This is a genomic window from Bacteroides sp. GM023 (genome assembly GCF_014750685.1).
GTDB lineage: Bacteria > Bacteroidota > Bacteroidia > Bacteroidales > Bacteroidaceae > Bacteroides.
Window position 1 is genome coordinate 38,602 of the sequence record NZ_JAAXGE010000019.1, and the last position, 15,548, is coordinate 54,149.

General features: G+C 41.9%; 9 protein-coding genes. 8 read left to right on the forward strand and 1 reads right to left on the reverse strand.

Annotated elements, in window-relative coordinates; translation table 11 throughout:
• Nucleotides 1-109: 109 nt before the first annotated feature.
• The 8 genes from HC965_RS25085 (at nt 110) to HC965_RS25120 (ending at nt 14,553) form a co-directional block, all read left to right on the forward strand.
• Nucleotides 110-1,849 (forward strand): thrombospondin type 3 repeat-containing protein, encoded by a 1,740-nt coding sequence (locus HC965_RS25085; protein ID WP_191034024.1) that lies wholly within the window; start codon nt 110-112, stop codon nt 1,847-1,849.
• 66 nt (nt 1,850-1,915) lie between these two features.
• The gene (locus HC965_RS25090; RefSeq protein WP_191034025.1) at nt 1,916-2,584 is read left to right on the forward strand and encodes a DUF3826 domain-containing protein; all 669 of its coding nucleotides are present in this window, start codon (nt 1,916-1,918) and stop codon (nt 2,582-2,584) included.
• A 218-nt stretch (nt 2,585-2,802) separates the two neighbouring features.
• Nucleotides 2,803-3,732 (forward strand): glycoside hydrolase family 43 protein, encoded by a 930-nt coding sequence (locus HC965_RS25095; protein ID WP_191034026.1) that lies wholly within the window; start codon nt 2,803-2,805, stop codon nt 3,730-3,732.
• A 21-nt stretch (nt 3,733-3,753) separates the two neighbouring features.
• Nucleotides 3,754-7,074: a glycosyl hydrolase family 65 protein gene (locus HC965_RS25100; protein ID WP_191034027.1), complete on the forward strand. Its 3,321-nt coding sequence runs from the start codon at nt 3,754-3,756 to the stop codon at nt 7,072-7,074.
• A 179-nt stretch (nt 7,075-7,253) separates the two neighbouring features.
• Nucleotides 7,254-10,073 (forward strand): glycoside hydrolase family 78 protein, encoded by a 2,820-nt coding sequence (locus tag HC965_RS25105; RefSeq protein WP_191034028.1) that lies wholly within the window; start codon nt 7,254-7,256, stop codon nt 10,071-10,073.
• Nucleotides 10,074-10,248: 175 nt separating this feature from the next.
• Complete coding sequence (locus tag HC965_RS25110) at nt 10,249-11,583, forward strand: glycoside hydrolase family 28 protein (protein ID WP_191034029.1); 1,335 nt, start codon at nt 10,249-10,251, stop codon at nt 11,581-11,583.
• 28 nt (nt 11,584-11,611) lie between these two features.
• On the forward strand, nt 11,612-13,576 hold the full coding sequence (locus HC965_RS25115; RefSeq protein ID WP_191034030.1) for a DUF3826 domain-containing protein: 1,965 nt from the start codon (nt 11,612-11,614) through the stop codon (nt 13,574-13,576).
• Nucleotides 13,577-13,761: 185 nt separating this feature from the next.
• A complete protein-coding gene (locus HC965_RS25120) occupies nt 13,762-14,553 on the forward strand; it encodes a patatin-like phospholipase family protein (protein WP_191034031.1) in 792 nt (263 codons plus the stop codon).
• On the opposite strand, the gene HC965_RS25125 is transcribed toward HC965_RS25120, so the two are convergent.
• Nucleotides 14,528-15,415, reverse strand: coding sequence for an SDR family NAD(P)-dependent oxidoreductase (locus HC965_RS25125; RefSeq protein WP_191034032.1), 888 nt, complete (start codon nt 15,413-15,415; stop codon nt 14,528-14,530). The genes HC965_RS25120 and HC965_RS25125 overlap by 26 nt on opposite strands.
• Nucleotides 15,416-15,548 lie beyond the last annotated feature (133 nt).

Sequence of the window (15,548 nt, forward strand, 5' to 3'; positions counted from 1 at the left end):
TTTTTGCATTTTATCACCCATGTTTTTCATTATTACTGATTACAAATCCTTTTCTCTTTCGTCTTATTATTGTATTTTTGAATTAACAACTTCACAAAACCAAATAAAAATGAAGAAGAAGCATGTACTTTTAGCAGCTTTTGCTGCAACAATGTTGACTCCGACCATTGCATGGGCGCAATACCCGCAAATAACCGGCGAAGCCAAAGATAATTATACGAAAATGATGACTGAAGAGCGGAAGCGCTCTGACGAAGCATGGGCAAAAGCATTGCCGATAGTCCAGAAAGAAGCGAGAGAGGGACGTCCTTATATCCCTTGGGCTGGTCGTCCATATGATTTGCCACAGGCTGATATTCCTTCATTTCCTGGTGCAGAAGGTGGTGGTATGTACAGCTTCGGTGGTCGTGGTGGCAAAGTGATAACTGTTACTAATCTGAACGACCGTGGACCAGGTTCTTTCCGTGAAGCTTGCGAAACAGGTGGGGCACGTATTATCGTGTTCAATGTAGCCGGTATCATTCGTTTGGAATCTCCGATTATTGTTCGTGCTCCCTACGTAACTATTGCCGGACAAACAGCTCCTGGAGATGGTGTTTGTATTGCCGGAGAATCATTTTGGGTAGATACACATGATGTCGTGGTACGTCATATGCGTTTCCGTCGTGGAGAAACAAAGGTTTGGCATCGTGATGACTCTTTTGGAGGTAATCCGGTAGGTAATATTATGATTGACCACTGTTCATGTACATGGGGATTGGATGAGAATATATCTTTCTATCGCCATATGTATGATCCAAGCGAAGGACAGTATGAAAGCAAGGACTTGAAACTTCCTACTGTAAACGTGACTATTCAAAACACCATCTCTGCGAAAGCATTGGATACATACAATCATGCATTCGGTAGTACATTAGGTGGTGAAAATTGTGCATTTACACGTAATCTTTGGGCTAGTAATGCCGGACGTAACCCTTCTATTGGATGGAATGGTATATTTAATTTCGTAAATAATATCGTATTCAACTGGGTTCACCGTTCTTCTGATGGTGGCGATTATACTGCCATGTTCAATATGATTAATAACTACTACAAACCGGGACCTGCTACTCCTAAAGATTCCAATGTAGGACATCGTATATTGAAGCCGGAAGCTGGTCGCAGTAAGCTGGATCACAAAGAATATGGACGTGTATATGCTGACGGAAATATCATGGAAGGTTATCCTGAAATCACAAAAGACAACTGGAATGGTGGTATTCAGATTGAGACTCAACCGAATACTGACGGATATACTGAATACATGAGAAGCTACCAACCTTTCGCGATGCCGTATATCAATATTATGGGTGCTAACGATGCTTATGATTATGTATTGAAACACGTAGGTGCGAATATTCCTTGCCGTGATATTGTAGACGAACGTGTTATCGAAGAAGTAAGAACAGGTATTCCTTATTACGAAAAGAAACTTCCGAAAGACGCTTACGGTGATTTGACAGGTTTGTCTCCTAAGTCAATGGGTGAAGACGGACAGTTTAAATACCGTCGTTTACCTAAAGATTCCTATAAACAAGGTATCATTACTGATATTCGCCAAATGGGTGGTTATCCTGAATACAAAGGTACTCCTTATGTAGACACAGATGGCGATGGTATGCCGGATGAATGGGAAATAGCTAACGGACTGAATCCGAATGACCCAAGTGATGCCAATAAAGATTGCACAGGAGACGGATACACCAACATTGAAAAATATATCAATGGCATCAGTACGAAGCATAAAGTAGATTGGAGAGATATGAAGAACAACTACGATACATTAGCTGAAAAAGGAAAATTAATGTAACCGCCGGCAAGGTGCCGGAGCCAGGTTTCCCTTCGGCATCTTATTAAAAAAACAAAAACAAAATCAATGAAAAAGATACTAATAATTTCTCTGTTACTGTTTTCCGGCTGGATGTCTGCACAGACAGTCAACTTACACAAAGAGAACCGTAACCCGGAATATGTAAGCTCTATCATCAATCGTTCACAAAAGATTGTCGATAAACTTGGAGTTACAGATGCAAAAGTTGCCGAAGATGTTCGTAATGTCATTGCCAATCGTTATTTCGAATTGAACGATATCTATGAAGTGCGCGACGCTAAAGTAAAGAAAGTAAAAGAATCTGGATTGACAGGTGAAGCCAAGACAGGAGCATTAAAAGCGGCAGAAGATGAAAAAGATGCGGCGTTGTATCGTTCTCATTTCGCATTTCCTGCCAATTTATCTCTTTTCCTTGACGAGAAGCAGATAGAAGCTGTGAAAGATGGTATGACGTATGGGGTTGTGAAAGTAACTTATGACTCACATCTTGATATGATTCCTACTTTGAAAGAAGAAGAAAAAGCACAAATTTATGCCTGGCTGGTAGAAGCACGCGAATTTGCTTTGGATGCTGAAAATTCAAATAAGAAACATGCAGCTTTCGGAAAGTATAAAGGACGTATCAATAATTATCTGGCAAAACGCGGATATGACTTGAAGAAAGAACGCGAAGAATGGTATAAACGTGTAAAAGCACGTGGAGGCACATTATAAAGAGGTACACTATAAAATAGTATACTGCAAAAAGAAGTGGAATTCTTTCCCATAATTAAATGGTTAGTTTGTTTGATGATGGAAAGGGTGGCTCGGAGAGTCGCCCTTTTATCGTATATAAATTTTGAATCTGATGAATCTTCGAGTATATTTGAGTACAAATTAGGGCTTTTATCGTCTTTTCTGTATAAAGGATACAATTATAAATTATAATAGAAATGAAAAAGTTAAGAAATACATTAGCTGCAATAGGTATTTTGTTTTTAGTTTCTTGTGGGGGAAGCAAAGACTATTATATGTTCACTTCATTTCACGAACCGGCTGACGAAGGTTTGAGATACTTATATAGTGAAGACGGAATGCATTGGGACAGTATTCCCGGAGTTTGGCTGAAGCCGGAACTGGGACAACATAAACTGATGCGGGATCCTTCGATGGTACGCACTCCTGACGGAACTTTTCATTTAGTCTGGACGACAAGCTGGAAAGGTGATTTAGGATTCGGTTATGCAAACTCCAAAGATTTGGTTCACTGGTCGGAACAGCAGATGATTCCTGTCATGGCAGATGAACCGACTACCGTTAACGTATGGGCACCGGAAATTTTTTATGATGACGATAGTGAACAGTTTATGGTAGTATGGGCTTCTTGTGTTCCCGGTCGGTTCGAGAAAGGAATAGAAGAAGAAAATAATAATCATCGTTTATATTATATCACAACAAAGGACTTTAAGACAGTTTCAAAAGCCAGGGTTCTATATGATCCGGGCTTTAGCACGATTGATGCTGTCCTCGTGAAACGGGCGAAGAATGACTATGTAATGGTGCTTAAAGATAATACACGCCCCGAACGTAATTTGAAGATTGCTTTTGCGGATTCTCTGACAGGTCCTTATTCCCCGGCGTCGCAGCCGTTCACTGAATCGTTTGTAGAAGGTCCGACCGTAGAAAAAATAGGAGAGGACTATCTTATTTATTTTGATGTCTATAAGAAGAAAATATACGGCGCCATGCGTACAAAAGACTTTCAGAATTTTACCGATGCAACAGATGAAGTAAGCGTACCTGTCGGACATAAACACGGAACAATTTTTAAAGCTTCGGAATCAGTGGTAAAAAAACTGTTGAAAGAGAGCAAAAAGAAGTAAATTAAAAATCAGAAATAAACCATGAACAACTCTACAAAGATTCTCCTTGCACTGGCTGCCGGATGGCTGACAGCTACAGTTTCAGCACAAGACAGAATCCATTACACAGGAAAAGAACTTTCAAATCCTACTTATCATGACGGACAACTGTCACCGGTAGTAGGAGTACATAATATTCAATTGGTGCGCGCCAACCGCGAACATCTGGATGCATCGAACGGCAATGGATGGACTTACAATCATCAACCGATGTTGGCTTATTGGAATGGACAATTCTATTATCAATACCTGGCCGATCCTTCGGACGAACACATACCACCTTCCCAAACATTCCTGATGACATCAAAAGACGGTTACCAATGGACAAATCCCGAAATCGTATTTCCGCCTTATAAAGTACCGGATGGATATACTAAAGAATCCCGTCCGGGTATGCAAGCTAAAGACCTGATTGCTATCATGCACCAACGTGTAGGTTTCTATGGCTCTAAATCCGGCCGATTGATAACGATGGGGAATTACGGAGTTGCTTTAGATAAGAAAGACGACCCGAATGATGGAAACGGCATTGGTCGCGTAGTGCGTGAGATAAAGAAGGACGGTTCGTTCGGCCCTATTTATTTTATTTATTACAATCACGGATTTAACGAAAAGAACACTGACTATCCATATTTCAAGAAAAGTAAAGACCGCGAGTTTGTGAAAGCCTGTCAGGAGATTCTCGACAATCCCCTGTATATGATGCAATGGGTAGAGGAAGCTGATCGTGAAGACCCTATTATTCCATTAAAAAAAGGATATAAAGCATTCAACTGCTACACACTTCCTGACGGCAGAATAGCCAGCCTTTGGAAACACGCACTGACTTCTATCAGTGAAGATGGCGGACATACTTGGGCAGAACCCGTACTTCGTGCCAAAGGCTTTGTTAATAGTAACGCGAAAATATGGGGGCAACGTTTGAGTGACGGTACATATGCTACAGTATACAACCCTTCAGAATTCCGTTGGCCATTGGCTATCTCATTAAGCAAAGACGGATTGGAATATACAACGTTAAATCTGGTACATGGTGAAATCACCCCAATGCGTTACGGAGGCAATTATAAATCCTATGGCCCCCAATATCCTCGTGGCATACAAGAGGGAAACGGAATCCCCGCAGATGGTGATTTATGGATTTCTTATAGTGTGAACAAGGAAGACATGTGGATTTCCCGTATCCCGGTACCGGTAGAACTCAATGCTTTTGCACATGCCAATGATGACTTCTCAAAATCGAAAACGATGGCAGAACTTACCGACTGGAATATTTATTCTCCAGTTTGGGCTCCGGTTTCCTTAGATGGACAATGGTTGAAGCTGCAAGATAAAGATCCGTTTGATTATGCGAAAGTGGAACGTAAAATTCCGGCTTCTAAAGAACTGAAAGTTTCTTTCGATTTGCAGGCCGGACAGAATGATAAAGGCACGCTTCAAATCGAATTTCTGGATGAGAATAGCGTTGCCTGTTCCCGCATGGAATTGACAAATGACGGCGATTTTCGTATGAAAGGCGGTTCCCGATTTGCAAATATGATGAAGTATGAAGCTGGAAAAACTTATCATGTAGAAGCTGTTCTTTCAACTACAGACCGTAATATTCAGGTATATGTAGATGGCAAGAGGGTAGGATTGCGTATGTTCTATGCCCCGGTAGCGAGTATCGAAAGAATAGCTTTCCGCACAGGTGTGCCACGCACATTCCCGACGGTGGATACTCCCGCCGATCAGACGTATGACTTGCCAAATGCCGGAGAACAGGAACCTTTGGCTGAATATCGCATAGCTAATGTAAAAACAACTTCAACGGATAAAGATGCATCTTCCGCCTTTCTGAAATATTCGGATTTCAGTCATTATGTAGATTACTTTAATGGGATGGAAGATGAAAATATCGCGCAGGCCATTCCTAATGCCAAGGCTTCGGAATGGATGGAAGAAAACATTCCTTTGTTTGAATGTCCGCAACGCAATTTCGAAGAAATGTATTATTACCGTTGGTGGTCATTGCGCAAGCATATCAAGGAAACTCCAGTCGGATATGGCATGACGGAATTTTTGGTTCAACGTTCCTATTCGGATAAATATAATCTGATAGCCTGCGCTATCGGGCATCATATTTATGAAAGCCGTTGGCTGCGCGACCCGAAATATTTGGATCAGATAATCCATACTTGGTATCGCGGTAATGAAGGCGGGCCGATGAAGAAAATGGATAAGTTCAGTTCATGGAATGCAGATGCGGTATTGGCACGATATATGGTAGATGGTGATAAAGACTTCATGCTGGATATGAAGAGAGATTTGGAAACCGAATATCAACGCTGGGAGCGTACTAATCGTTTGAAAAACGGACTCTATTGGCAAGGTGACGTGCAAGATGGCATGGAAGAATCCATCAGTGGCGGTCGTAAAAAGAAATATGCCCGTCCGACAATTAATAGTTATATGTATGGCAACGCGAAAGCACTTTCATTGATGGGAATCCTTTCCGGTGATGAGGGGATGGCTATGAGATATGGAATGAAGGCAGATACACTGAAAACTTTAGTGGATACTGAATTGTGGAATACACGTCATCAGTTCTTTGAGACAATGCGTACTGATTCTTCAGCTAATGTACGTGAAGCTATCGGTTATATTCCATGGTACTTCAATTTACCTGATACGGCGAAGAAATATGAAGTTGCCTGGAAAGAGATAATGGATGAGAAAGGCTTTTCAGCTCCTTACGGTCTGACTACCGCCGAACGTCGTCATCCTGAATTCCGTACACGTGGAGTTGGCAAATGTGAATGGGATGGAGCCATTTGGCCGTTCGCTTCTGCACAGACATTGACAGCAATGGCTAACTTTATCAATAATTATCCGCAGACTATGCTATCCGACAGTGTATATTTCCGTCAAATGGAACTGTATGTAGAATCACAGTATCATCGTGGTCGTCCATATATCGGCGAATACTTGGACGAAGTGACCGGTTATTGGCTGAAAGGAGATCAAGAGCGTAGTCGCTACTATAATCACTCCACTTTCAATGACTTGATGATTACAGGATTAATCGGGTTGCGTCCGCGCCTGGATAATACAATAGAAGTGAATCCACTGATTCCGTCAGATAAATGGGACTGGTTCTGTTTGGACAATGTATCCTATCATGGTCATAATCTGACAATCCTTTGGGATAAGAATGGAGACCGTTATCATTGCGGAAAAGGATTGCGAATTTTTGTTGATGGCAAAGAAGTAGGACATGCGGATACATTGACAAGAATCGTTTGCGAGAATGCACTTAAATGATAATTTTAATTAAGGCATGGATTACGCGGATTTCACGGTTTTTAGAAATATGATTGTATAAAGCAATAGCGTAATCCGTGTAATCCACGCCTAAAATACCAATATTCCGCATGGAAACCTTGCCGGGGCGCTACGCCCCTAAATTCCCATTTATCAAATAGATAAAAGATACTTGAGATATGAATTTAAGAAAATATTATTTTTTGATGCTACTTTGCCTGCCATGTTTTGTACAGGCAAAGAATATAACAGTCACCCGCCTTACCTGTGAAATGCAGGAAGGATTGGTGGTAGTTGAAGGTACACCTCGTTTGGGATGGGTGATGGAATCGCCGGAAAATGGGACGCGACAATCTGCTTATGAGATTGATATCCAAGAGGCTTTTACAGGACGTTCTATTTGGAATAGTGGAAAGGTTAATTCTTCGCAGAGTCAGTTAGTCCCAATAGAGGGAACCAATATACGCCCTGATAATTCATACAATTATATTTGGCGTGTGCGTGTTTGGGATGAAACCGGCAATCCTTCTGAATGGAGCTCTGAAGCGAAGTTTCGTTCCGCTCCCCAAACGCTCTCTGAAGGCAAATGGATTGGAGCGATTACCCGTCAAAATGCACACCTTCCGGAAGGACGCAAATTTCACGGTGGCGAGTTGAAGAAGCCGGAAGTGAAGGCAGCATGGGAAGCGGTGGATACTTTGGCAAAGAAAAGTATCTGTTTGCGGAGAACATTCCAATTGGATGACATAAAGAAAGAAAAAAGTAACCATAAATCCGGTAAGAAAATAGTCGAGGCAACCGCCTATGTTTGTGGATTGGGATTCTATGAGTTTTCTTTGAATGGCAAGAAAGTCGGTAATAGTGAGTTTGCTCCACTTTGGAGTGATTATGATAAAAGTGTTTATTATAACACATACGATGTAACGAAACAATTGCGGCAGGGTGAGAATGCTGTTGGAATCTTATTGGGGAATGGATTCTATAATGTGCAGGGAGGACGTTATCGCAAGTTGCAGATAAGTTTTGGTCCTCCCACACTTTTATTTGAATTAGTTATCAACTATGAAGACGGAACAAGTACAACGATTCATTCTGATAATGAATGGAAATACGATTTGAGCCCGGTGACATTCAACTGCATTTACGGAGGTGAAGATTATGATGCCCGTCGTGAACAGAAAGGATGGAATCAGGTAGGCTTTGACGATAGCCAGTGGCGTCCGGTAGTAATGCAGGAAGCTCCCAAAGGAATACTTCGTCCACAGATGGCACCACCTGTGAAGATCATGGAACGGTATGATATCCAAAAGGTAACCAAACTAAATACAGAACAAATAACGTCTGCTTCTAAATCAACAAAAAGAACAGTAGACCCATCCGCTTTTGTACTGGATATGGGGCAGAACTTAGCCGGTTTCCCGGAAATAACAGTCCGTGGAAAACGTGGACAGAAAGTTACTTTGCTGGTTGCCGAAGCATTGACGGATGAAGGTGCCTGTAATCAACGTCAGACGGGGCGTCAGCATTATTATGAATATACCCTGAAAGGTGAAGGTGATGAAACCTGGCATCCTCGTTTCTCCTATTATGGTTTCAGATATATTCAGGTGGAAGGCGCTGTACTGAAAGGACAAAAGAATCCGCAGAAGTTACCCGTACTGAAGAATATCCAATCCTGTTTTGTCTATAATTCGGCAAAGAAAGTTTCTACGTTCGAATCATCCAACCCGATATTTAATGCCGCTCATCGTCTGATAGAGAAAGCCGTTCGTAGCAATATGCAATCGGTATTTACAGATTGCCCTCACCGGGAAAAACTGGGATGGTTGGAACAGGTACATCTGAATGGACCGGGACTGCTATACAATTATGACCTGACAGCCTACGCTCCACAGATTATGCAGAATATGGCGGATGCGCAACACTCCAATGGAGCAATGCCAACCACAGCCCCGGAATACGTAGTTTTTGAAGGTCCGGGAATGGACGCCTTTGCCGAATCTCCTGAGTGGGGCGGCTCTTTGGTTATTTTCCCATTTATGTATTATGAGACGTATGGAGATGATTCGTTAATCAGAAAGTATTATTCGAATATGCGCCGTTATGTTGATTACCTGAAAACACGTGCGGATAATCATATTCTCTCTTTCGGGCTGGGCGACTGGTATGATTATGGAGATTTCCGTGCCGGATTCTCACGAAATACACCTGTGCCACTGGTAGCTACTGCACATTATTATATGACTGTCATGTATTTGATAGAAGCTGCGAAGATGGTAGGCAATGACTTTGATGTCCGTTATTATAGCTCTTTGGTACAGGATATCAGCATCGCGTTTAATAAGCGTTTCTTTGATAAGAATACGGCACAATATGGTACAGGAAGCCAGTGTAGCAATGCACTTCCCTTGTTCCTTCATATGACGCAGGATGAAAAAGTCTTTATGAATCTGATTAAAGATGTGGAAGCACATGGCAATCGTTTGACTACCGGAGATGTGGGGAATCGCTACCTGATTCAGACATTAGCCCGTCATGGTCAGCATGAATTGATTTATAAAATGTTCAACCATGAAGAAGCGCCCGGTTATGGATTCCAGTTAAAATTTGGCGCGACAACCTTGACAGAACAATGGGACCCGCGTCAAGGCTCTTCCTGGAATCATTTTATGATGGGACAGATTGATGAATGGTTCTTTAATTCATTGGTCGGCATTCGTCCATATGCTGCGTCTGCATTGGAGAATCAACAAAATAAATCCCAGCAGGGTTATCAGAAATTTATTATTGCTCCGCAACCCGTAGGAGATTTGAAATTCATCAAGTCATCCTATGAAACCTTATATGGTGCAATTGTTGTGGATTGGACTCGTCAGGACGGTACTTTCACTTTGAATGTATCTGTTCCGGTCAACACAACTGCTGTTGTTTATCTTCCGGGCGAGAAAGAACCCAAGGAAGTGCAAAGTGGAACGTACAAGTTTGTATGTGCAGAATAAGGAAATCTTTGCATATATTTGTAGCATATAAAAACAATGCATATGTTTAAAAAATCATGTAGCGTGTTTGAAAAAAACATTGCAATGAATTTAAAAAACATTGGGAAGAAAAAATAAATCTATTAGCATGATTTTTTAGAAAGTAACGACGAAATCTTTTTTAATAATATAGACTATGAATTTACGAATAACTCTTATTTCTTTTCTTTGCTTCTGTGCTGCAACTGTTCTTCGTGCTGAACGCGTAGATATGTTGAAAGCCGGTGCAAAAGCAAACGGTAAGACTCTTAATACAAAGTTAATCAATACTACAATCGACCGCCTCAATCGTGGTGGTGGCGGTACGCTTTTCTTTCCTGCCGGAACTTACCTGACGGGAAGCATCCACCTGAAAAGTAATATCACACTGGAACTGGAAGCCGGAGCAACTCTACTCTTTTCCGATAACTTTGATGATTATCTCCCCTTTGTGGAAGTTCGTCACGAAGGAGTGATGATGAAAAGTTTCCAACCCTTGATATATGCGGTAGATGCCGAGAATATAACCATTAAAGGAGAGGGGACATTGGACGGGCAAGGCAAGAAATGGTGGATGGAATTTTTCCGTGTCATGATTGACCTGAAAGATAATGGTATGCGTGATATTAATAAATATCAGTCGATGTGGGACGCCCAAAACGATACGACAGCGATTTATGCCGAAACAAACAAGGATTATGTGAATACATTGCAACGCCGTTTTTTCCGTCCGCCCTTTATACAGCCGGTTCGCTGTAAGAAAGTAAAGATTGAAGGAGTGAAAATCATCAATTCTCCTTTTTGGACGGTAAATCCGGAATTTTGTGAAAATGTGACTATAAAAGGTGTTACGATAAATAATGTTCCTTCGCCCAATACGGATGGTATCAATCCCGAATCATGTCGTAATGTACATATCAGTGATTGCCATATTTCAGTCGGCGATGATTGTATAACCATTAAATCAGGAAGAGATGCGCAAGCCCGCCGTTTGGGAGTACCTTGTGAGAATATTACCATAACGAACTGTACGATGCTTTCCGGTCACGGTGGCGTTGTGATAGGTAGCGAGATGAGTGGAAGCGTGCGTAAGGTCACTATCTCTAATTGTGTGTTTGATGGAACAGATCGTGGAATACGTATCAAGTCAACCCGTGGAAGGGGCGGAGTAGTTGAAGATATTCGTGTCAGTAATATTGTGATGAGTAATATCAAGCAGGAAGCGGTCGTGCTGAATCTGAAATACAGCAAGATGCCGGCAGAGCCAAAGAGCGAACGTACTCCGATATTCCGCAATGTGCATATCAGCGGAATGACTGTGACAAACGTAAAGACTCCCATCAAAATCGTAGGGCTGGAAGAAGCTCCTATCTCTGATATCGTATTGCGCGACATCCATATCCAGGGGGGAAAACAGAAGTGTATCTTTGAAGATTGCGAACGTATCACCATGGATGATGTAATCGTCAATGGAGAGGAGATTAAATTATAATATAGATAGAAATCAAATTAATCAGAAAATGAAACGAATCCTTTTCACAATGCTTCTTGCCGCATCCCTTTCGGCAGAAGCGCAAACACAAACATATGAGACGGAATTTGCCCGTCCCTTGAACGAAGTCCTGACAGATATTCAGAACCGTTTTGGAGTACGATTGAAGTACGATATTGATACGGTAGGCAAGGTGTTGACCTATGCTGATTTCCGTATCCGCCCTTATTCGGTGGAAGAGTCCCTGACAAACGTACTGGCACCTTTTGATTATAAGTTTGTCAAGCAGAAAGGAAATATGTATAAGCTAAAAGCATATGAGTATCCACGCCGTACAGATGCGGATGGAGAAAAGATGCTGGCTTATCTCAATACGTTATATGCAGACCAACAAACATTCGGACTTCGTGCCGATTCTTTGAAAAAGGAAGTTCGTCAACGTTTGGGAATGGATACTTTACTGGCTCAATGTGTGAAGTCAAAACCTATCCTTTCAAAGATACGCAAGTTCGATGGCTATACGGTACAGAATTTTGCCCTTGAAACACTTCCCGGATTATATGTCTGCGGTTCCATATATACTCCCCAATCAAAAGGAAAACATGCATTGATAATCTGTCCGAACGGACATTTTGGTGGTGGTCGTTATCGTGAAGATCAGCAGCAGCGTATGGGCACTTTGGCACGTATGGGAGCGGTCTGTGTAGATTATGACTTGTTTGGATGGGGAGAATCCATTCTGCAAGTTGGAAGTGCGGCACATCGCAGCAGTGCGGCACACACTATCCAGGCCATGAACGGTTTGTTGATTCTTAACTATATGCTTGCTTCCCGCAAAGATATTGATACCAACCGTATCGGAGCGAATGGTGGCTCAGGTGGCGGCACGCATACTGTTTTATTAAGCGTATTGGATGACCGTTTTACTGCTTCTGCTCCGGTGGTAAGTCTGGCTTCCCATTTCGATGGCGGATGTCCTTGTGAAAGCGGAATGCCGATTCAGCTTTCTGCGGGAGGAACTTGCAACGCAGAATTGGCAGCTACTTTTGCCCCTCGTCCGCAATTGATTGTTTCGGATGGCGGAGACTGGACAGCAAGCGTTCCTGCTTTGGAATTTCCTTATTTGCAGCGAATATACGGGTTCTATCATGCAAAAGATAAAGTAACCAATGTACATCTCCCGAAAGAAAAGCATGACTTCGGCCCTAATAAGAGAAATGCAGTCTATGACTTTTTCGCGGACGTATTCAATTTGAATAAGAAGATGTTGGATGAAAGTAAAGTTACCATTGAACCGGAATCTGCCATGTATAGCTTCGGAGAAAACGGTGAATTACTTCCTGAAGGTGCCATCCGTTCATTTGATAAGGTAGCGGCTTACTTTGATAAGAAAGCGTTTGCCAAACTAAAATCGGATGCTTCTCTTGAGAAAAAAGCGATGGACTGGGTAGCTTCACTGAATTTGAATGACGATAAGAAAGCCGGATTTGCCGTAACAACTATTTATAATCATTTGCGCCAGGTACGTGATTGGCACAATGACCATCCTTATACAACAATTCCTGCCGGTATCAATCCATTGACAGGTAAACCATTAAGCAAACTCGACCGCGAAATGATAGCCGATTCTGCCATGCCGAAAGAAGTACATGAGAGACTGATGAAGGGGTTGCGCAGAGTGCTGACAGAAGAACAAATAGAGCAAATACTTGATAAATATACGGTTGGCAAGGTAGCATTTACTTTGAAAGGTTATCAGGCGATTGTTCCTGAAATGACAGAAGAAGAAACAGCTTTTGTCCTGGAACAATTAAAACTGGCTCGTGAGCAAGCTGTTGATTATAAAAATATGAAGCAGATTTCTGCTATCTTTGAAATCTATAAAACCAAGTGCGAACAGTACTTCAATGAACATGGTCGCAATTGGCGTCAGATGTTTAAGGACTATGTAAACAAGCGAAACGCAGAAAAGAAAGCTCAAGGAAAGAAGTAGAATCACTTTATCCGAATCCGAATAAAAGACTATAAAGGAAAGGCAATAACCCGCTGAAAAAATGGGTTATTGCCTTTCTTCTGTTATTGGTTTTCAATCAGTCAATCCGATTATTAATCGGAATTAAACATCTTTTTTGTGAAAAATGTGTTATCTTGTAAACGACTAACAGAATAGTATATTATATGAGTAAGCAAAAAGTAGCATTGGTGCTTTCTATGGGTGGAGCACGTGGAATAGCACATATTGGAGTAATTGAAGAATTACTGCGGCATGATTTTGAGATAACCTCTATTTCAGGAAGCTCGATGGGAGCAATGGTAGGAGCGATGTACGCTTCGGGAAAAATGGAAGAGTGTAAGGAGTGGCTATACCATTGGGATAAACGTAAGATGTGGGAATTGGCAGACCTCACATTGAGCAGGGACGGACTTGTGAAAGGTGATCGCTTTATCAAGGAATTAAAGCAGATTATTCCCGATATGAATATTGAGGATTTGCCGATTCCCTATGTGGCGATGGCTACGGATATTGTCCGTGACCAGGAAGTGCGATTCGACCGGGGAAGTCTGCATGAAGCGATTCGTGCTTCTATTTCCATACCCATGGTTTTCCGTCCTTTACGGAAAGACGGTATGGTTTTAATTGATGGAGGTATTTTGAATCCTCTCCCGTTAAGCCATGTGCAGCGCACGGAAGGGGATATTCTGATAGCAGTCGATGTGAATGCTCCGGTCGATTGTGGCAAGAAAAAGAAGATGAGTCCATACAATCTGTTGACGGAATCTTCAAGGATGATGATGCAGCAAATCACCCGTTACCAGGTAGACCGTTGTCAACCCGACCTGTTAATTCAAATGTCCGGCAATGCTTATGATATGATGGAATTTCATCATGCGGCCGCTATTGTGGAAACAGGAGTTAAAGTCGCCCGACAGGCATTACAGGACTTTACTCAACATAAATCATCTTTTTAGTCATTCCACCGTCAATGGTCATGTTTTCTCCATTGATAAAGTCATTCTCTTCCTGGCAGAGGAATAAACACATACGGGCAATATCTTCCGGTTTTCCTACTCGTCGGGAAGGATGCTGTGAATGGTCTTCCGGGCGAAGCTGGTCGTAATCATGGTTTTGTATCCATCCCGGTGCGATGGAGTTAACCGTAATGTTATATTCGGAGAGTGATAAGGCCAAAGCGTGAGTCAACGAAAAGATTCCACCCTTGGAAGCAGCATAACCTTCACTTCCTGGCTCGCTCATCAAATAGCGTGTAGAGCAGATATTAATAATTCTTCCATATGGGTTGGGAGAGAATTGTGCTTTACGATGAATGGCAAGTAATCGTGAGGTGATAAATGCAGGGCGCAGATTCACAGAAAGAATCTTATCAAAATCCTCCACACTTGTCTCCGTGATAGGAGAGAACTTGCTGATTCCTACATTGTTGATGATAATGTCAATGTCTTCCCAATCCTTCAGAATTTGCAGCATACAGTTCTCAAGCGTATCTTTATCACTGGCATCTACCTGGTAGAATATGGCTCCGGTTTCTTTAGCAGTCTGTTGCCCCGCTACTTCGTTTATATCGCAAAAAACTACTCGATTTCCAGCCTGACAGAAAGCTTCTACTATTGCTTTGCCTATACCTTCCGCACCACCGGTGACGAATACTCTTCTTTGCGAATTCTCCGCCTTTGATTTGGTTTCAGTTGCCTGCTCTGATTTTACCGTGTGAGTTGTTGTGGATTTCTTTTTGCCATACTTTTGCGCCTGTTTCCAGGCAGCTTTCCTGGCTTCATATAGTTCCTGTTGTTTTTCTATATAATTATCTGCCATTGTTTCTTTTTTTATTGGCAAATGTAAAACATAAAAAGGAAAAATACAAAGAATCGACCGCTTGATTGGATAGAAACGACTGCTCAATTCATAAGAAATGACCGTTCGATTTGTAAGGAACGACCGTATGATT